Below are 18,186 nucleotides of genomic sequence, written 5' to 3' on the forward strand. Positions count from 1 at the left end.
GATATTGGGGTGGTTGTTGCGTGTTGCATTCCCTAGGAGACGCAACATGCAACAAGCTCCTGTTTAACGGTGCATTCATTCCCCTTTACCCCCTTTCTGGTACTGATTGCGCCCCCTGGCCGTGACCTTTTGTTCCAGCAATCCGGCCTCATCAGCCTTGCGCCAGATTCGCATCACGGTAGACCGATGGATGTTTAGCTCTACCGCTATTTCAGCCTGCGACAAACCGTCATTTGCCAGTGCCACAACTCGGTCATACGTCGACTCAGAGACAGTGCGCCATGCCCAAGTGCTCAGTCCGTGAGAATCCACGGTTAATTGAGCCTCTACCGGATCAACATCATTACCCGATAAATGCCTGGCTTTCTCGTAGTGAATTTCGAAGCAGGCGCCCGACGCGGGGTCATAGTCGGCCGGCCTTCGAAGGGAGATAACAACGTCCAACAAATCCTCGCGCTTCGATGTACCGCGTTGTTGTCCGTTCTTTCCGCTATGGTGGATAAAGAGGATGCTTCGTCCAGCTTGTCTCTGTAGCAGCGCCCATTCCGAGACACTTACCCAGCTCTCCGCATCGTTCTCACGGCCTCCACCGCGCACAAGGCAGGAGAGGTTATCCAGCACTATGAGTTCTGCCTTTACACGCTCAGCGACATTGCTAATCGCTTGTTGCCCCTCCTCTGTAGAGAGATCAGGCATCGCTCCGCTTTGAAGGTCAGGAGTGACGATAGAAAGAAAGCCTGGATCCGGCTCTACGCCACTTGATGCAATGATTGCCGCAAGCCGTTCCTGCAAGGCTGGTGCAGGCATCTCACCATCTACAAGCAAAACTCGTCTTGGCTTGCCTGCCTTCCAGTTAAGGAATTTGCCGCCGCAAGCAAGCGCATAGCTGATCCCCAGGTTGACGTGAGTTTTACCTACACCGCGCCAGCCGTAGATCATGTTCAGGCTTTGCGTCATCAACCACGGGGCTAGCATCGTGTCTCTCGGCGGCAGATCCATGGCTATGAAGTCATGGAGTCCCACTACCTGCAATTGCTGGGGCGCTTTGATTACCTTGGCCAGAGCACTGAAAGCGGCCTTCGCTTCCGGGGTAGCCTCTACTGTTTCCATCGCGTTTAGCATCATGCGGCCTCCGCGATCTTGGTGCTTTCATACGGCTTGAGGATCGCCCAGGCATCGCCGGTACCGGCAAGGTCAAATGCGAATGTTGCAAGAAAGCAGGGATTAACCCTGGCTATCTCCTGTGCAACGGCATCTACTCGGTGCGCGTCTTTGCTGCGGTAGGTAATTTGAACAGGCAGGCCAGCAAGGAACCTGAATTCAATTTCGGTCGGTGCAAGATTATTTGGAATGATGATGCGCGGATAGGCTTTACCCAGATCCCAATCGAAAGCAACTATCACCATCCTGGCGGGCGCTTTTCCTGCCTCACGGATAGACATTAACTGCTTGCCGTAGGGCGGCAGTCGTTTATAATTGTGTCCAGAGTTTGCTTTGAATGTCGCCTCGGTTGCCGCCGGGGCGTTTTCTTTTGTGAGGCTCATTATTTGTCTCCTGTCGCAGTCATTGGCTGGACTAGCTTCAGGTGCGACGAATTCCTTTTGAAACGGGCGTTAAACTGCTCCATGATTTTTATAATCCCGGCTGCCGCGGCCCATAGTTCTTGCCAAGTCTGTTTATCCAGCGGCCCCACGTTGCTGTGCGCTGTATACAGGTATGGATCTGAATCCTCTGTTGCCCCTTTAGGCGAATAGGCGATCGAAAATTTTCCGAAGGGGATAGGAGCGACCTTGGGCGCAACGTACTTGTGCCCCCGCCTTAGCTCGAAGTGACCGCTCTTGAGCTTCCTGACTTGCCAACCTTCTTCCAGGGTACTCTCCATTGAGTAATCCTGCTTCACGCGTTTTCTTCCTTCCGGAAATTGCTCAGGGCGAGCGACGCCAAGAGCAATTAATTGCTCCTTAGTGCCGGTATAAATGCTGGCGAGGGGTAAATTGGAAACTATTGCGAATCTGTGCGCGGACGCGCGTGGGGATGCCTTTGGCATGGCAATGCTCCTATAGGTCGGTTGAGTAACCGCCTCCCAGAGTCCAATCTGGTGGGCGGCGCGTAGCGAGTTGGACTTATCGGTAGGAGCACCGACGGCCTTGCGGCCCCCGCCACGGCCACCCGTAAAAGGGAATGCCACGGCAATAAAAAAGCCGCATGCGTAACGCTTTGCGGCCATTGCCGCTCCTATTCTCGGGAGTCCAAGCCCGGTCGATGAATTTGCATCGACAGGAAAAGCATAATCCGGGGAGAATGAGAGTGTCAAGGGAAAAAGCATCCTCACGCCCCCGCCTTTGGTGTTACGCGTGGACGGCTATCGATCCATGCTTGTACTTCCTCGCTGTGCCAACCACTAGCACATTCAGATAACTTAACTCTGGATGGGAATTGCCCTTGAGCTTCCAGGCGGTAGATCGAAGAACGAGAAAGCCCGGTTACACGAGAGACTTCGGGCTGCTTGAGGATGGGTTTTACTACTATCTGCACATTGCCTCCTATGTGATTCCAGCGCGCCCTATGCGACGCTGATGGAGGCATTTTTGCAGAGGTGTATGTGCTACACCACCTAACTAAAAGACTGAACTATATAAAGTAAATGGCTATTTAACGAGACAAATTATTTGGGATTATTTTTGGAAATGAGGCGCACTCTGAACTATAAAACGATAATCACCATCAATTAGCCTTCTTGCGGCCCGATCTGCGTTGTACACGCCCTTTTCATCAATACCATTTGAGATCGTATCTGCTATTTCACGAGCAGATGCGCCACTTTCAAAGCCATCGAATACTCTTAAATATAATGGAAATTTTTTAATATGGAGCCGCACTTGGGTTACCGGTTTTGCACCTTCCTTTTCTTTCCGTAAGTTTTGCTCACTCATAGCGTGGCGTTTTATTGCATTAACTTGTGATTCGATAGGCCAGTTAGTGTTTATCCTATATATAAATTCGTGTTCTCTAACAGGCTCGATGTAATACTCAGTTTTGTCGCTGTCATTAATAAAATAATATGTTTTTTTTGCCAAATGCGGGTCATTTCTTTTAAAGACGCAAGGAGAATCTATTTCTTTATGAGTTTCGACATATTCAATTGAATGGAAATACTCAATTCCCCATTTCTCATGCACCGATGACAAATGATCCGCCAGGAATATCTTTAACGAATCTCTAATATCCAGTGACATAAGATACTGCACGGTATTAATGGAATTAACTGCAAGATCTCTATTGAAAACACCAAGTTTAAGCAGTTTAACTTGGGCATCCAGCTCCATCCCAGCCTTATCCGCCAACCCTCTCACAAAGTTTATATTTATATCAGGCGTCCATTCAGCAATGAATACTTTATTTCGACTTAGAAACTCCCATGCCCATCGATCATAACTGGTTTCTTTTTTGAATTCGTAGCGCTTCCCATTACGCCAATCGCGACGTGAAAGTGCTTCCGTTAATATCTCTCTGCTGCTTGTTTCCATATCCTGAGTCATATCTTCCTCAACTATTGCCAAGCTCTACAGCTTTACTCCGTATTTAAGGTTATCCAAGTAATCCGCCCAGGCTTGCATCATGATCCTCCGCTCCTTAAGAAACTTGGTGCGGTTGTATGCTGCGCCTAGGACGTCAGGAACCTTATGCGCCAACTGGTGCTCTATTACTTCTGGCTTTTGATGCAACTCTTCCGCCAGTATCGTTCGGGCCATTGCTCTAAAACCATGTCCGGTTATTTCGGTTTTGGTGTCATACCCCATACGGCGTAGCGCGGCATTCACGGCCGCATCACTCATTGGCTTCTTTGGATCGCGTCCGGAAAACACATAGCGACCGTGGCCAGTGAGAGCTTGCAGTTCCCGCAGGACCGTTACCGCTTGGGTAGCCAATGGAACAGAATGCTCCGTCTTCGTCTTAGTGACAAAATAGCGCCACTCAGCCTTATCAAAGTCAAAATCCTTCCATTCGGCGCGCCGTAGCTCCCCAGGACGCACGAAAAACATTGGGGCAAGGCGTAGGGCACACTGAACAATAAAAGTGCCTCTAAAGCCCTCTATTGCCCGCAGAAGCTCTCCTACCTGTACGGGATCGGTAATTGAGGCGAAATGATTCTTTTTTGTTGACGGTATCGCGTCTTTCAAATCCTGAGAAGGATCCCGCTCTGCCCGCCCGGTAGCCACAGCATATCGAAATACCTGCCCGCAGTTCTGCTTGACTCGATGCGCCGTATCAAGCGCTCCCCTGCTTTCGGTACGGCGGATAACGGCGAGTAGCTGAGGAGGGGTAATATCTGCAATGGGTTTGCTCCCGATCCAAGGGAAAGCATCGTTTTCCAAGCGCCTGATAATCTTGTCGGCATGGGAAGGAGCCCATTGAGGGGAAAACTTTGCAAACCATTCCCGGGCAATCGCCTCAAAACTGTTCGCCGCATTTTCCTTGCTTGCATGCTTAGATTGCTGCTTAACCACGCCTGGGTCAACATCATTGGCCAACAGCTTGCGAGCATCTTCTCGCCGGCTGCGCGCCAAGCTCAGCGACACGTCCGGATAAACGCCAAAAGCGAGACGTTTTTCTTTCCCGCCAAACCGGTACTTGAACCGCCAATATTTCGAACCATTCGGCATCACCTCGAGATACATGCCCCCACCATCAGCCATTTTGTAAGGCTTAGCCTCGGGTTTGGCTTTGCGCACTGCCACGTCGTTTAATTTCATGAAAACACCTTATTGGGGGCATCAAATCTACATTGGGGGCATATATTGCCGAATTATGCCCCCTCTAGGTGCTGGATTCAATAGAACTTGATGGGACGTGGCGGGAGGAAAAACCAATGAAAAAGCCCGCAGTTAGCGGGCTTATGGGACTTCTTGAGACTTGTTGGAACAGTGAATTGGTGGAGACGAGGAGGATCGAACTCCCGACCTTCGCATTGCGAACGCGACGCTCTCCCAGCTGAGCTACGTCCCCATTGATTGCATATTTTATAACAAACCGTTGCGCCGTAGTATGCCATCGCGAAGCGACAGGAGTTTCAACCTAAGCTATCCATAACGGCTTACACCCAATCCTTCCCGATCAAAAAATTGGTATAAAGCTTGTCTTCTGCGCTGCCCGGCTCCGGCTTCCAGTCGTATCGCCATTTGACGACCGGGGGCAGGGACATGAGGATGGATTCAGTACGACCTCCCGATTGCAGACCGAACAGAGTTCCCCGGTCCCACACGAGGTTGAATTCCACGTAGCGGCCACGGCGGTAAGCCTGAAAGTCGCGTTCGCGCTCGCCGTAGGGCACACTCTTCCGCCGCTCCAGAATCGGCAGGTAGGCATCCAGGAAGTGAGTGCCCACACTCTTCGTCAGGTTGAAGCAGCTGTCAAAGTCGGGTTTACCCAGATCATCATAGAAAATGCCGCCAATACCGCGCGGCTCCCGGCGGTGCTTGAGATAAAAATATTCGTCGCACCATTTCTTGAAGCGCGGATGGTAATCGCTGCCGAACGGTTGCAGCGCGTCCTTGCAGGTCTGGTGAAAATGCACTGCATCTTCTTCAAAACCGTAATAGGGCGTCAGGTCCATGCCGCCGCCGAACCACCATACGGGCTCGGCGCCTTCCTTGCGCGCTTCCAGATAGCGCACATTGAGATGCACGGTAGGGGCATAGGGGTTGCGAGGGTGCAGCACGAGCGATACTCCCATGGCCTCGAAACTCCTTCCCGCCAGTTCCGGTCTCGCAGCGGTAGCGGAAGCAGGCAAGCCTCCCCCGAACACGTGCGAGTAGTTCACTCCGCCGCGCTCCAGCACGTTACCCTCTTCCAGCACGCAACTCAGGCCCCCGCCTCCTTCCGGTCGCTCCCATTCATCACGGCGGAAGTGCTTGCCATCGACTTTTTCCAGTCCCTCCACAATGCGTTGCTGAAGTCCCGTAAAGAACTCCCGCGCTTTTTGCGCAGTGCTCATGCGATCTCCCATACATCTGTTTGGTGCTGATTTTTTTCTTCCACACCATCCACCGCTATTTACGGTGGTTAATAGCCCGATACCCGATATCACGCCGCATCTGGCAACCGTCGAAATGAATCTGTTCGGCGATTTCATAGGCACGTCGCTGAGCCATCCTGAAGTTGTCACCCAAGGCAGCTACACAGAGAACGCGCCCACCGGCCGTCACGATCTCTTCCCCGTTTTCGCCACCCCGGGCGGTTCCCGCATGGAAAACATGATAGTCTCTTTCCGCTGGCAACGTTGCAGGCAAGGCGGATAGGCCTTCGATGGCATCGCCCTTGCGGGGAGAATCGGGATATCCATTCGCTGCCATAACCACCGCTAGAGCAGGCCGCCGATCCCACTCCGCCTCTATCTTGTCCAGATTCCCGGACAGGGCATGCTCGATGAGGGTGATAAAATTGCTCTTGAGGCGCAGCAGGATAACTTCGGCTTCCGGATCGCCCATGCGGCAATTGAACTCGAGTACTTTTATGCCCCCGCCTGGGGTAATCATGAGTCCCGCGTAAAGGAAACCTATGTAGCGCTCACCTTCCTTTTCCATCCCGCTTATCGCACGTTGGATGACTTCCCGCATTATTTTTCCATGGAGAGTGGGAGTAATCGAGGAAGCGGGCGAATAGGCCCCCATGCCCCCAGTATTAGGCCCCTCGTCGCCATCCTTCAGGCGCTTGTGATCCTGACTGCTGGCCAGCGGCAAAACGTGACGACCGTCAGTCATGACGATAAAACTGATTTCTTCGCCTTCCACAAATTCTTCGATCACAATCTTCGGTGCTGCCTTGCCTGACTGCTTTTCGCCCAGCATCTTGTCCACGGCGGCATGCGCTTCTTCCAGCGTCGCCGCCACGACCACGCCTTTACCTGCCGCCAGCCCGTCCGCTTTTATTACGATGGGAACGCCCTTCTTGTCGACATACCGGTGCGCCTTGGTAGCGGAACTGAAGGTGGCATAGTCTGCGGTAGGAATGCCATGGCGGCCCATGAAAGCCTTGGCGAAATCCTTGGAAGTTTCCAGTTGTGCCGCCTTTTGGGTAGGACCGAAGATCTTCAGGCCAGCGAAACGGAAGGCATCGACGATACCTTCCGCCAGGGGCGCTTCCGGCCCGACAACGGTGAACGCGATCGATTCCTTTCTGGCGAATTCGATCAAGTCCGGGACGGCGGTGATGGGCACGTTCTTCAGGTCTTTTTCGAGCTCGATACCCGCATTGCCCGGGGCGACAAATACAGTCGCAGGAAGCCGTCTGCGCGAGGAATCCAACAGCTTCCACGCGAGGGCGTGTTCTCTGGCACCACCGCCGATTACAAGTAGTTTCATATCTCTGGATTCAGAACTGCAAGTAGCCACCTTGCGAATCGGCCTGTGCTATCCGCGTCTATCGGATAATTGGTTGGGTTGATCAAGGGATTCATAGAAAAAAAGCAAAAATAAGTAACCGGGAAACAAAGAAATTTTATTCATTGGCATTGCACGCGCACTATCGCCCGGTTGACCTTGAACAACCGCTTTTTCCATGCGTTCAATGCTTGAGTTCAATGCCTGAAATGGCGCACGCCGGTAAATACCATTGCCACCCCTTGTTCATCCGCCGCAGCGATAACCTCTTCATCCCGTACACTGCCACCCGGCTGGATGACTGCCACCGCTCCCGCCTGAACGACGACATCCAGCCCGTCGCGGAAGGGGAAGAAGGCATCGGATGCTACTACCGAGCCTGCCAGGGTGAGGTTCGCGTTCCCGGCCTTGATCGAGGCAATGCGCGCGCTATCCACCCGGCTCATCTGTCCGGCGCCCACGCCGAGCGTCTGCCCGTTGGCACAAAAGACGATGGCGTTCGATTTGACGAATTTCGCCACCCGCCAGGCAAACAGCAGGTCCTGCAATTGCTGCGCTGTCGGTTGGACTTGGGTCACCACCTTCAATTGGTCAGAGGTAACGTTGAGGCTGTCCGGAGTCTGCACCAGCAATCCTCCACCCACTCGCTTGAAGTCGTAGGCGTTGTTCCCCGCCTCGAGCGGCACGGTGAGCACGCGCACATTGGCTTTGCGCGCGAGCATCTGCCTTGCCTCGTCCGTCATTTGCGGGGCGATGATCACTTCGACAAACTGGCTCATCACCGCCTCGGCCGCGGGGGCGTCCAGGGTGCGATTGAAAGCGATAATGCCGCCGAATGCGGAAGTGGGATCGGTGGCAAATGCAAGCTTGTAAGCCGCGAGGGGTGAATCGCTGATCGCCACGCCGCAAGGATTGGCATGCTTGATGATGACACAGGCTGGGGAATCAAACGTCTTTACGCATTCCCAGGCGGCATCCGCATCCGCGATGTTGTTGTAAGAGAGTTCCTTGCCCTGCAACTGCCTGTAACTCGCAAGGCTGCCTGGAACGAGTTGCGGATCGCGGTAAAAGGCGGCCTGCTGATGCGGGTTTTCCCCGTAGCGCAGAGGCTGCACCAGGCTGAAATTGAGATTCAGGCGTTCCGGAAAGGTACGACGTTGTGCATTTTCCCCCTCGATGGAGGTGAGGTAGTTGCTGATCGCCCCATCATAGGCGGCTGTATGCGAAAACGCCTTGCACGCCAGCCGGAACTGGAACTCAGGCGTAACCTCGCCGCCGGCAGTCTTCATCTCGTCAAGTAACGCGGGATAATCCGCCGGATCGGTGACTACGGCCACGCTCTGGTAGTTCTTGGCAGCAGCGCGCACCATGGTCGGGCCGCCGATATCGATATTTTCAATGGCCTCTTCCAGGCTGCAATCCGGCTGCGCCACTGTGTGGCTAAAAGGATAGAGATTCACTACCACCAGATCGATGGCGGGAATTTCCGCCTTTTGCAGCGCCGACACATGCTCGGGCAAATCCCGTCTCGCCAGAATTCCCGCGTGTATTTTTGGATGCAGGGTCTTGACTCGTCCATCCAGCATCTCCGGAAAGCCGGTGTAGCTCCCGACCTCGGTCACGGCAACGCCAGCATCCCTCAAAAGCCTGGCGGTGCCGCCTGTAGACAGAATGGTTACTTCGAGTTTGCGCAGCTCTTGCGCAAACTCGACAATACCGCTTTTATCTGAAACACTGATCAGGGCTTGTTTAATCGACATTCGTATTTTTACTGAATCAGGATCGGGTCTGTGGCGTGATGCATTACAACCATTAATTGGCCCGCTTGCGGCTGACCTTCAGGCGTGTAAACAACAACTTTGCCCGATCGTCTATTTGATCTGATACTGCTTCATTTTATTGCGCAGCGTATTGCGGTTGATGCCGAGCAATTCGGCGGCACGCGTTTGATTACCCCCGGCTCTTTCCATGACCAGTTCGATCAGAGGCTTTTCCACGCTGCGTATCACCATTTCGTGGATGGCATGCGGCTTTTCGCCGTCGAGATCGTTAAAGTAATCTTCGACTGTTTTGCGTACGCACCGCGCGATATCGTTTTCGTTAATTATGGTCATGCCACCAATTCCTCAGCCTCGACGTAGGTCAACCGCCGCCCGTAGCCGGCAAGCTCACTGAAAAAGTCGTTAACCGCAGACAGCTGCTGGTCGGTAGACTGCAGCTGGTTCATGGCATGACGGAAACCCGCAGACCCGACCAGTCCTTTGGTATACCAGGAAATATGCTTGCGGGCGATGCGGACCCCCGAATACTCGCCATAGAAGCTATACAGATCGTGCAAATGTGCGACGAGTACACGGTGAATCTCCGCCACTTCAGGCAGCGGAAGGTGTGAGCCGGTAGCGAGATAGTGATTGATCTCCCGGAAGATCCAGGGGCGGCCTTGTGCTGCGCGGCCGATCATGACGGCATCCGCTCCCGTATAGTCAAGCACGTGTTTTGCTTTTTCCGGTGTCGTAATGTCCCCATTGGCGACAACGGGAATCCGCACCTCAGCCTTGACCGCCGCGATGGTATCGTATTCAGCATGGCCAGTGTAAGCACAGGCGCGAGTACGTCCATGGATGGCAAGCGCCTGGATGCCGGCATTCTCCGCAATGCGGGCAATGGAGAGCGCATTCTTGTGCTGGGTATCCCACCCCGTGCGAATCTTGAGGGTGACAGGCACGCTCACCGCGCCTATGACGGCATCCAGGATCCGCCCGACCAGCGGCGGGTCCTGCAGCAATGCAGAGCCTGCCATGACATTACAAATCTTCTTGGCGGGGCAGCCCATGTTGATGTCGATGATCTGAGCCCCTTGCGCGACATTGTACCGCGCAGCTTCCGCCATCATCGCCGGGTCGGCGCCGGCAATCTGCACCGAGATAGGATCCACCTCGCCTTCATGATTAGCGCGGCGGCGTGTCTTCTCGGAACCCCAAAGGAGTGAATTGCTCGACACCATTTCGGACACAGCCATTCCGGCGCCCATGCTTTTGCACAGTTGCCTGAACGGGCGATCTGTCACTCCCGCCATAGGCGCCACGATAAGGTTGTTTTTGAGAATATGAGAACCGATTTTCATGATTCTGAACTGACCCGCCAAAGTGCGGCGACGGGCAAGGGATGAGAATGGACGTAATTCTAACAGCTATTGCAGATTAGAGTAGCGGCCCTGCCGCTTTCGATAAGGCCTCGGTAGCAGAGCTGCCGCGGCAAGGAGAGAGTACCAGCCGATTTATGGCGAAGCAAATCCCGTTGCTGGAAAGCAGATTTAAGCAGATTTCGCCATGCGCGCGAAGCCTTTTTCGGCGCATTATCTTGCGTCAAACCGCTCTGACCCTTATCTGTTTTGCGATTCACGAATGGACGGGGGCGCGCATGCTTGGATGATCTCAACTTCATCCTCAGGATCAACCTCTCGCGCCGAACATCATGCGCCGCGCAACGAACTTTTTGAGCTGTGGCAGGCAGTCGAGCGCACTTAACCCCGCGCCACGCACAGTGCTCAAAAAGGGATTGTCGTTGGAAAAGAGTTTCACCAGCGAGTCCGTGAAGGTACGTCCCATGTTGCTATCCAACCGGCGCTTGCTGCTGTAGCGGGCAAGCATGGCAGGTGTGCCGGTTTCAGCAGGAAATGCCACAATTTCCTCAGCCAGCTCCCACGCATCGCGCAGCCCCAGGTTGAAGCCCTGTCCGGCAACCGGGTGCAGCGTCTGGGCGGCATTGCCAATCAACACGGCGCGAGAGGCCGTGACAGGAGTCGCATACTTGAGTGCAAGGGGGAAACCGGACCGCTTGCCGGCTTCAATAAATCTGCCGAGACGATCGCCGAAATGGCCGTGCAACCGCTCAAGAAAGGCGGCATCATCCAGGCCAAGAATTTCCTGCACCCTGTCGGGAAAAACGGTCCATACCAGCGCAAAGCCGTCGCCCGAAGGCAGTAGTGCAACGGGACCCTCCGGAGTGAAGCGTTCATAAGCCACACCCGGTTGATGGCCTCCGAGAGCACTCTGCGCAGCCTTTGCCTGCGAGGACTGCATTCCCGGTCTCGTTCGAACTCGGACAAGTGTCCGTTTCGTATCTGATAATTCCGTTCCGGAAACCTGCTCCGCCAAATGTTCCTCAAAATGCTCGGTCTTTACACGCGCAACAACCGCCCATTGCTCGTAGTCATGCACCTGTTGCGTGATGCCTTCGATCTGCGTGGTGAGACGGCCACCGTCTGCCACCACCAGCAGTCTGGCTGTTGCCTTTTTTGTTATCCCCTCATGTTCAAATTCCACCCGTCCAAATCTGTCGCTTGTTTCCATATGGGTTACCTGCGCTCCTGTCAGGTAATCCATTTCGCACTTTTGAAGGGCCTTGCGCATCGCACGGAACACATCATCGTAATTCACTACATATCCCAGCGCGGGCACGCCTATTTCACGGGCCATCATAACGGTCCGGCCGAGCCCGCCCTGGTTGGAGATATGAATGGTGAAAATAGGAGTAACGTCGGATAGCGTCTTCCAGACACCCAGGCGCTGCAGGACGAGCCGGCTGCCTTGGGATAATGCCAGAGGACGCGGGTCTTCCGCTTTTTCCGGCAGCCCGCGCGCCTCCAGCAACAGCACCGACAACCCGCTGTTGCGTAGCGCGAGAGCCAATGCCATGCCCACCGGACCGCCGCCGATGATGATCAGATCGTGGTCATATTGATATTGAGCGTCGATCATGGAAACTTGTGAAGCGGATTTCTGTTATTGCCCCTAGTTACTACTGGCTGCTACTGCTGCTTAGCTACTGCCCCTGGCGGCCTTTTGTCTTGTCAACTCGCTCTTCGACAATTTCCGCGTCTTCGATGACAACATAATCTCCTTCCGCGGCCTGGCCGGATTTCTGCAACTTGCGTCGCAACCACCATATCCGGAATGCGAGACCACCAGCGGCGACTGCAAATAATGCAAGAAAAGCGGTAAAAAAGAAAATGCCCAGAACTGCCATGACGATAAACACAGGGACCAGAAACAGATAGGTGAGCAAACGACCACCGCCTCCGCCCGCTCTGAAGACGGACTCTTCCGGCGCCCCGGTGCGTCCGTCGCGGGTTATGCGTCTGATAACTATTCGAGGGTTTTCATCCATTATTTCGATTTCCGCCGTCGCATCAGTTCTTCAATCTCATCCACCATCTTTGGAGCAGCCGATGTCAATACTTCACACCCCTCCTCCGTTACCGTAACATCGTCTTCGATACGGATGCCGATATTATGAAAATGGGTGGGTATATCATCCGCAGCCCGAATGTAACATCCCGGCTCCACTGTCAGGGTCATTCCCGGGAGTAAAGCGCGCCATCTTCCATTCTGCTTGTATTCGCCGGCGTCATGCACGTCCAACCCCAGCCAATGACCGGTGCGGTGCATATAGAAACGCTTGTAGCCTTCCGTTTCCACTACCTCCTCCAGGCTGCCGCGGCACAGGCCGTATTCAATGAAGCCCTGCGAGAGTATGGCAATGGCTGCATTGTGCGGAGCATCCCAGGAATTACCTGGCCTTACCTCGGCTATCGCCGCCGCCTGCGCATATAACACCAGTTCGTATAAATCCTTTTGTGCCGCGCTGAATTTTCCGTTGACCGGAAAAGTACGCGTGATATCGGACGCATATCCGTCCAGTTCGCAGCCTGCATCGATCAGCAATAATTCGCCCTCATTCAGCCTGTCCTTGTTTTCGACATAATGAAGCACGCAAGCGTTCGCTCCCCCGGCGACAATCGGCGTGTAAGCCGGAGCCTGAGCTCCGTGGCGACGGAATTCGCGCAATAGCTCCGCCTCCACTTCATACTCCTTCATGCCAACGCGAGTTTTCCGCATCACATGCTGATGCGCACCCGCCGAAATCCGTGCCGCCTGGCCCATGACCTGCAGCTCTTCCGGGCTTTTGAACAAACGCATCTCGTCCAGCAGCCGGCGAATATCGCGAATGTCCTCGGGGGGAGTAAGGCCGCTGCGCACCTGTTGCCGTACTTCATTGATCCATCCCACTACACGCCCATCCCAGGCTGCGTCGTGACCCAGCGAGTAATAGATCGCCGGTTGTCCCGCAATCAGCTTGGGCAACTGCTCATCCAGTGCAGAGATGGGATAGGCTTCGTCGAACCCGAACGCTTCCCGGGCCGCCTCGGGGCCATAACGGTACCCATCCCATATCTCTCGCTCGGCGTTTTTCTCCCGGCAAAACAGGATGTGTTTCGATACGCCATCCACGGGCCCCGCTACGATCACCAGCACCGCCTCAGGCTCGGTAAAGCCCGTCAGGTAATAGAAATAGCTGTCGAAGCGGTAAGGATAATGCGCATCCCGGTTCCGCAGACGCTCAGGAGCAGTGGGAATGATGGCAACGCCTTCCTGCATTTGCCATGCCAGGGAGTGGCGACGATCGGCGAAGGATTTAACAGGGGTCATTTAGCAAGCATTTTTACAGTATCTGAATGTATAAAGCAAATTGACATCCTCCCCGGCCTGAAGGCGGGGACTCCTACGGCGCGCTCACTGCAGCACGCTGCACTGAATCGCTTCGGTGAGTTCCTTCTGCTGTTCCCCGTTGGGCCTTAGCTCGAATTTATAGGCCTGGAGTCGTTGCATGGCTCAAATTATAAACTTGGATGGACGCTTCCAGCGTCCGCGCTATCCATCTCCTAAATGAGGGAGTATTCCGCGCAAATCCGGGTAAATCGGCCCATTCTTTCCCCTGATCCCGATCCCGGCCTGCTTCCGGAGCGCCGGGAAGTGCAAGAGCAGGTTCAGGACACCGGCCGCATCAGATCGATATCGAGCAGGCGAAGACGTTCCGGAGTACCTACATCCACCCATGATCCGGAGTAGTGTTGTCCGCTCACTTTTTCTCCGGCCATGGCCTCCTTCAACAATGGAGCGAGTTTAGCCACGGTTCCGGGTACAATATCCTGAAAAAGCTCGGCCCGATATATGCCAATGCCACTGAACGTAAGCATCTCTTTTCCGGTTACTGCAACCCTGCCGGATTCGAGAGAAAAATCTCCGTTCGGGTGATGCGCAGGATTATCAACCAGCACCAGATGCGCAAGTGCACGGTGCGAATGGTCCCGCATGCGGTGCAAGACCGGCAGCAGAGTTGAGAAGTCCATGCTGCAATAGATATCGGCATTCACGGCAAGAAAAGGTTGAGGCTGCCCTTTGCCAGAGCCCACTCTTAGAATAGGCAGGGCTTGCGCAATTCCGCCCGCGGTTTCCAGCGCAGCGGGTTCCGGCGAGTAGTGAATGCGAATCCCGAAGCGCTCGCCATCGCCCAGCGCGGCTTCGATCATCTGTCCAAGATGAGCGTGATTGATGACAATATCGCGAAACCCGGCTTGTGCGAGATTTTGCAGGTGATATTCGATCAGCGCCTTGCCTCCCACGCGCAGTAAAGGCTTGGGCAAAGTATCGGTCAGGGGACGCATGCGTTCTCCGCGTCCCGCCGCAAGGATCATAGCCGCAAACCCAGGGGCGGCCTTCTCAGAAAGTGTAGCCAACTTTCAGTCCCGGCTTGTTGCTCTCCCACCTGTCAAGCAGCGTCAGCAGGGGATTGAGCTCGCGGTAGCGTTCGCACGCCTTGCGCAGATAATTCGCTACCAGCGGAATGTCCTTAAGATAACCGCTCTTGCCATCGCGATAATTCAGGCGCGAAAATATTCCCAAGACCTTGAGATGGCGCTGCACGCCCATCCACTCGAAATCGCGGTAAAAATCCGCAAAGCTTGCTGCAACAGGCAACTCGAGTTTACGCGCCTGTTCCCAATAGTGGATCAGCCAGTCCAGTATGCGTTCTTCGTCCCAGCGGATGTATGCATCCTTGAACAGGGATACAAGATCGTAAGTAATGGGACCATACACTGCATCCTGAAAATCGAGAATTCCCGGATTGGGTGACGTTACCATCAGGTTGCGCGAATGGTAGTCACGGTGAACAAAAACTCTGGGTTGCGCCAGATTATTTTCCAGGATGAGCCGGAAAATGGCATCAAGTTGCGCCTTTTGGCTGGCGATAGGCATCACATGCAAATGATAAGCGAGATACCAGTCCGGAAAAAGATTCAACTCCCTGAGCAACAACGCTTCGTTGTAATCCGGCAACAAGCCCGGTCGGCTCACAAGCTGGATCTTGAGAAGCGCACTCATGGCGTCGCTGTATAAACGGTTTGTTTCAGCATCCCTGGCCACGCTGTCGATGCCGTTTGAATTGGCATTCAACGCCTGCAGAAAGGTCGTGCTCCCGAGATCGGACAGCAACAAAAAGCCTTGGGGTAAATCCTGCGCCAGAATCTTCGGCACATGAACACTTGCCGCCGAAAACAGGCTGGCCACCCGCAAAAAGGAACTGCAATCTTCCTGCTGCGGGGGCGCGTCCATCACAATCAAGGTTCTGCCGTCATCGAACTTGACGCGGAAATAGCGCCGAAAACTTGCATCCGCCGAAGCAGGCGACAAGGTAAACTGCCTATCAGGAAACTTTGCGACGAGCCAGTTTTCCAGAAGACGGAAGCGTTCCATATAATCTGCCGATTGCCTATTTGACCGAAGTATGAGATTTTAACATCAAGTATCGCTTCTCACCGGTCGGTGGCGAAGCAGAAACAGGAGGAATTATGGTTAATCAGAAAGTACTGGATGAAATTGTAACCAAAGTCAATGAATTGGTGTCGCAAAGCCCGGTGAAGGATGTCGAGAAGAACCTTCGCGTCATGCTCGGGGCGGTGTTCACCCGGCTGGACTTGGTAACGCGCGAAGAATTCGAAGTACAACAGGAGGTGCTCAAGCGCACGCGTGAAAAGCTGATCGCGCTCGAAACACGGGTGGCAGCATTGGAAAGCGCTGCGAAGAGCGGCCCCCTACCCAACACCCTGGACGTCCCCCCGGAGACGCTGGATGATCTGTCGGAGACGGAATAAGACAGCATCCAGATTTTGGCTCATCAGTTTTTAAACATGCAAGAAATGCTCAACGCTGCCGTTTATCATCTGTATCAGACGATTCATTCCGGTTGAGAATTTTTTCGCATGCCGCTTGCTGTTCTCTATAGCCGCGCTATCGCTGGCATGGAGGCGCCACTGGTAACAGTGGAAGTTCACATTGCCAATGGACTGCCGGGCTTTACCATCGTCGGCCTGCCGGAAGCGGAAGTAAAGGAAAGCAAGGACCGCGTGCGGGCTGCACTGCAAAACGCGCACTTCGAGTTTCCGCCTCGACGCATCACGGTCAATCTCGCACCGGCTGACCTGCCCAAGGAAAGCGGTCGCTTCGACCTGCCGATTGCGTTGGGTATATTGGCCGCAACCAGCCAGATTCCATCGGACAAGCTCGGCCTTTATGAATGGGCGGGAGAACTGGCGCTAACTGGAGAACTGCGCGCCATACGTGGCGCCCTCGCCATGACTTATGGCGCCGCCCGCTCCGGCCGCAGCTTCGTGCTGCCTCAACAAAACGCCGCGGAGGCGTCACTGGTCAGAGAAGCCGCGGTTTACCCTGCAACTTCCCTGCTCCAGATTTGCGCCCACCTTGCCGGGCGTGAACCTCTGCAGCTTTATTCGCTTCATTCGGAGAAGGACGCGGGTGCAGGCGAGGGTGAGGAAGGTGCGCGTCGCTATCCCGGCATGGAAGAGGTCAAAGGACAGGCACAGGCCAAGCGGGCGCTCGAAATTGCTGCGGCAGGCAGTCATAGTCTCCTGATGATCGGCCCTCCCGGTACGGGCAAGTCCATGCTGGCGGCACGCCTCCCCGGCATCCTGCCTGCCATGACCGAAGAGGAAGCACTTGAATCGGCAGCAATGCAATCCCTCGGAAGTAGCGGTTTCAGCGTTGCCAACTGGAAGCGGCGCCCCTATCGCTCCCCGCATCACACGGCTTCGGGCGTTGCTCTTGTCGGGGGCGGCAGCAATCCCCGGCCCGGTGAGATTTCGTTGGCAGTGAACGGAGTATTGTTTCTGGATGAATTGCCCGAGTTCGATCGCAAGGTACTGGAAGTATTGCGCGAACCGCTGGAATCAGGACGCATCACGATTTCGCGAGCGGCACGACAGGCCGAATTTCCCGCACGCTTCCAACTGGTTGCAGCCATGAACCCCTGTCTTTGCGGCTACCTCGGACATTACAGCGGAAAATGCCGCTGCACGCCTGATCAGGTGGCGCGCTACCGTGGAAAGATCTCCGGCCCCCTGCTGGACCGGATCGATATACAGATCGAAGTGCCCGCTCCACCTCAAGAGGACCTGATGCGGCAGGCGCAGGGGGAATCCAGCGAAATCATCCAGGGGCGCGTTCAAACCGCCTATCAGCGACAACTGGAGCGCCAGGGGAGGGCGAATGCCTATCTGGCAGTAAAGGATATCGACAAGTACTGTATTCCGGACAAACCGGGGAAGAACCTGCTCGGACAGGCTATCAGTCGTCTGAATCTTTCCGCTCGGGCTTATCATCGCATCCTGAGAGTGGCACGGACCATTGCCGATCTGGCTGCAAGTCCAGGGATCACCGGCAGCCATATTGCTGAAGCGGTGCAGTACCGGAAAATGGATCGGAACTAGAATTGCCTCAGATTGCCCTATGTCTGCTCGTTATGCCTTATTCCACGCGACAGCGCGTTAGCATATGTTCTTGAAAGTTTATTGAGGAAGCATGTTCGCGGAGGCTGGAGGTCAAGCGAATGCATGGGCGATGGTGTAGATCGTCAGGCCTGCCAACCCGCCTATCAGGGTGCCATTGAT

The 18,186-nt window shown here is 54.6% G+C and carries 19 protein-coding genes and 1 tRNA gene; 2 read left to right on the plus strand and 18 right to left on the minus strand.

Annotation, left to right across the window (positions count from 1 at the left end; genetic code table 11):
* Positions 1-75 precede the first annotated feature (75 nt).
* The 18 genes from BMW46_RS13980 to BMW46_RS14065 all read right to left on the minus strand — a co-directional run bounded on the left by BMW46_RS13980 (position 76) and on the right by BMW46_RS14065 (position 15,976).
* On the minus strand, positions 76-1,125 hold the full coding sequence (locus BMW46_RS13980; RefSeq protein WP_074709267.1) for an AAA family ATPase: 1,050 nt from the start codon (positions 1,123-1,125) through the stop codon (positions 76-78).
* A complete protein-coding gene (locus BMW46_RS13985) occupies positions 1,122-1,544 on the minus strand; it encodes a hypothetical protein (RefSeq protein ID WP_074709268.1) in 423 nt (140 codons plus the stop codon). The genes BMW46_RS13980 and BMW46_RS13985 overlap by 4 nt, the downstream gene beginning before the upstream one ends.
* Entirely contained in the window at positions 1,544-2,227 is a 684-nt protein-coding gene (locus tag BMW46_RS13990; protein ID WP_143121479.1) for a hypothetical protein, read from the minus strand. Before BMW46_RS13990 ends, BMW46_RS13985 begins: the two co-directional genes overlap by 1 nt.
* A gap of 101 nt (positions 2,228-2,328) precedes the next feature.
* Positions 2,329-2,586 (minus strand): helix-turn-helix transcriptional regulator, encoded by a 258-nt coding sequence (locus BMW46_RS16015; RefSeq protein WP_081355827.1) that lies wholly within the window; start codon positions 2,584-2,586, stop codon positions 2,329-2,331.
* Between the two features lie 89 nt (positions 2,587-2,675).
* The gene (locus BMW46_RS14000) at positions 2,676-3,560 is read right to left on the minus strand and encodes a transcriptional regulator domain-containing protein (RefSeq protein ID WP_143121480.1); all 885 of its coding nucleotides are present in this window, start codon (positions 3,558-3,560) and stop codon (positions 2,676-2,678) included.
* Positions 3,561-3,563: 3 nt separating this feature from the next.
* Positions 3,564-4,754, minus strand: coding sequence for a tyrosine-type recombinase/integrase (locus tag BMW46_RS14005; protein ID WP_074709271.1), 1,191 nt, complete (start codon positions 4,752-4,754; stop codon positions 3,564-3,566).
* Between the two features lie 177 nt (positions 4,755-4,931).
* A tRNA-Ala gene (locus BMW46_RS14010) sits at positions 4,932-5,007 on the minus strand.
* Between the two features lie 88 nt (positions 5,008-5,095).
* Positions 5,096-5,995 (minus strand): oxygen-dependent coproporphyrinogen oxidase, encoded by a 900-nt coding sequence (gene hemF, locus BMW46_RS14015; RefSeq protein WP_074709293.1) that lies wholly within the window; start codon positions 5,993-5,995, stop codon positions 5,096-5,098.
* Positions 5,996-6,050: 55 nt separating this feature from the next.
* Positions 6,051-7,361, minus strand: a complete 1,311-nt coding sequence (purD, locus tag BMW46_RS14020) for a phosphoribosylamine--glycine ligase (protein WP_074709272.1) — start codon at positions 7,359-7,361, stop codon at positions 6,051-6,053.
* Between the two features lie 215 nt (positions 7,362-7,576).
* Positions 7,577-9,139 (minus strand): bifunctional phosphoribosylaminoimidazolecarboxamide formyltransferase/IMP cyclohydrolase, encoded by a 1,563-nt coding sequence (gene purH / locus BMW46_RS14025; RefSeq protein WP_074709273.1) that lies wholly within the window; start codon positions 9,137-9,139, stop codon positions 7,577-7,579.
* A gap of 111 nt (positions 9,140-9,250) precedes the next feature.
* Entirely contained in the window at positions 9,251-9,493 is a 243-nt protein-coding gene (locus tag BMW46_RS14030) for a helix-turn-helix domain-containing protein (protein WP_074709274.1), read from the minus strand.
* The gene (gene dusB / locus BMW46_RS14035) at positions 9,490-10,503 is read right to left on the minus strand and encodes a tRNA dihydrouridine synthase DusB (protein WP_074709275.1); all 1,014 of its coding nucleotides are present in this window, start codon (positions 10,501-10,503) and stop codon (positions 9,490-9,492) included. The genes BMW46_RS14030 and dusB overlap by 4 nt, the downstream gene beginning before the upstream one ends.
* Before the next feature lie 328 nt (positions 10,504-10,831).
* On the minus strand, positions 10,832-12,139 hold the full coding sequence (locus BMW46_RS14040; protein WP_074709276.1) for an FAD-dependent monooxygenase: 1,308 nt from the start codon (positions 12,137-12,139) through the stop codon (positions 10,832-10,834).
* A 64-nt stretch (positions 12,140-12,203) separates the two neighbouring features.
* Positions 12,204-12,548 carry a hypothetical protein gene (locus tag BMW46_RS14045; protein ID WP_074709277.1) on the minus strand — a complete coding sequence of 115 codons (345 nt, stop codon included), beginning with the start codon at positions 12,546-12,548 and terminating at the stop codon, positions 12,204-12,206.
* Positions 12,548-13,870 carry a Xaa-Pro aminopeptidase gene (pepP, locus tag BMW46_RS14050; protein ID WP_074709278.1) on the minus strand — a complete coding sequence of 441 codons (1,323 nt, stop codon included), beginning with the start codon at positions 13,868-13,870 and terminating at the stop codon, positions 12,548-12,550. The genes BMW46_RS14045 and pepP overlap by 1 nt, the downstream gene beginning before the upstream one ends.
* Positions 13,871-13,954: 84 nt before the next feature.
* Entirely contained in the window at positions 13,955-14,050 is a 96-nt protein-coding gene (locus BMW46_RS16020; RefSeq protein ID WP_074709279.1) for a helix-turn-helix domain-containing protein, read from the minus strand.
* Positions 14,051-14,208: 158 nt separating this feature from the next.
* The gene (gene murU / locus BMW46_RS14060; RefSeq protein ID WP_074709280.1) at positions 14,209-14,916 is read right to left on the minus strand and encodes an N-acetylmuramate alpha-1-phosphate uridylyltransferase MurU; all 708 of its coding nucleotides are present in this window, start codon (positions 14,914-14,916) and stop codon (positions 14,209-14,211) included.
* Positions 14,917-14,941: 25 nt separating this feature from the next.
* On the minus strand, positions 14,942-15,976 hold the full coding sequence (locus BMW46_RS14065; RefSeq protein WP_074709281.1) for an aminoglycoside phosphotransferase family protein: 1,035 nt from the start codon (positions 15,974-15,976) through the stop codon (positions 14,942-14,944).
* Between the two features lie 95 nt (positions 15,977-16,071).
* On the opposite strand from BMW46_RS14065, the gene BMW46_RS14070 reads away from it, so the two are divergent.
* Positions 16,072-16,374, plus strand: a complete 303-nt coding sequence (locus tag BMW46_RS14070) for an accessory factor UbiK family protein (protein ID WP_074709282.1) — start codon at positions 16,072-16,074, stop codon at positions 16,372-16,374.
* 108 nt (positions 16,375-16,482) lie between these two features.
* Positions 16,483-18,006, plus strand: a complete 1,524-nt coding sequence (locus BMW46_RS14075) for a YifB family Mg chelatase-like AAA ATPase (protein ID WP_074709283.1) — start codon at positions 16,483-16,485, stop codon at positions 18,004-18,006.
* The last annotated feature ends 180 nt before the right edge of the window (positions 18,007-18,186 follow it).

It is taken from the genome of Nitrosospira multiformis (assembly GCF_900111585.1).
Classification (GTDB): Bacteria; Pseudomonadota; Gammaproteobacteria; order Burkholderiales; family Nitrosomonadaceae; genus Nitrosospira; species Nitrosospira multiformis_B.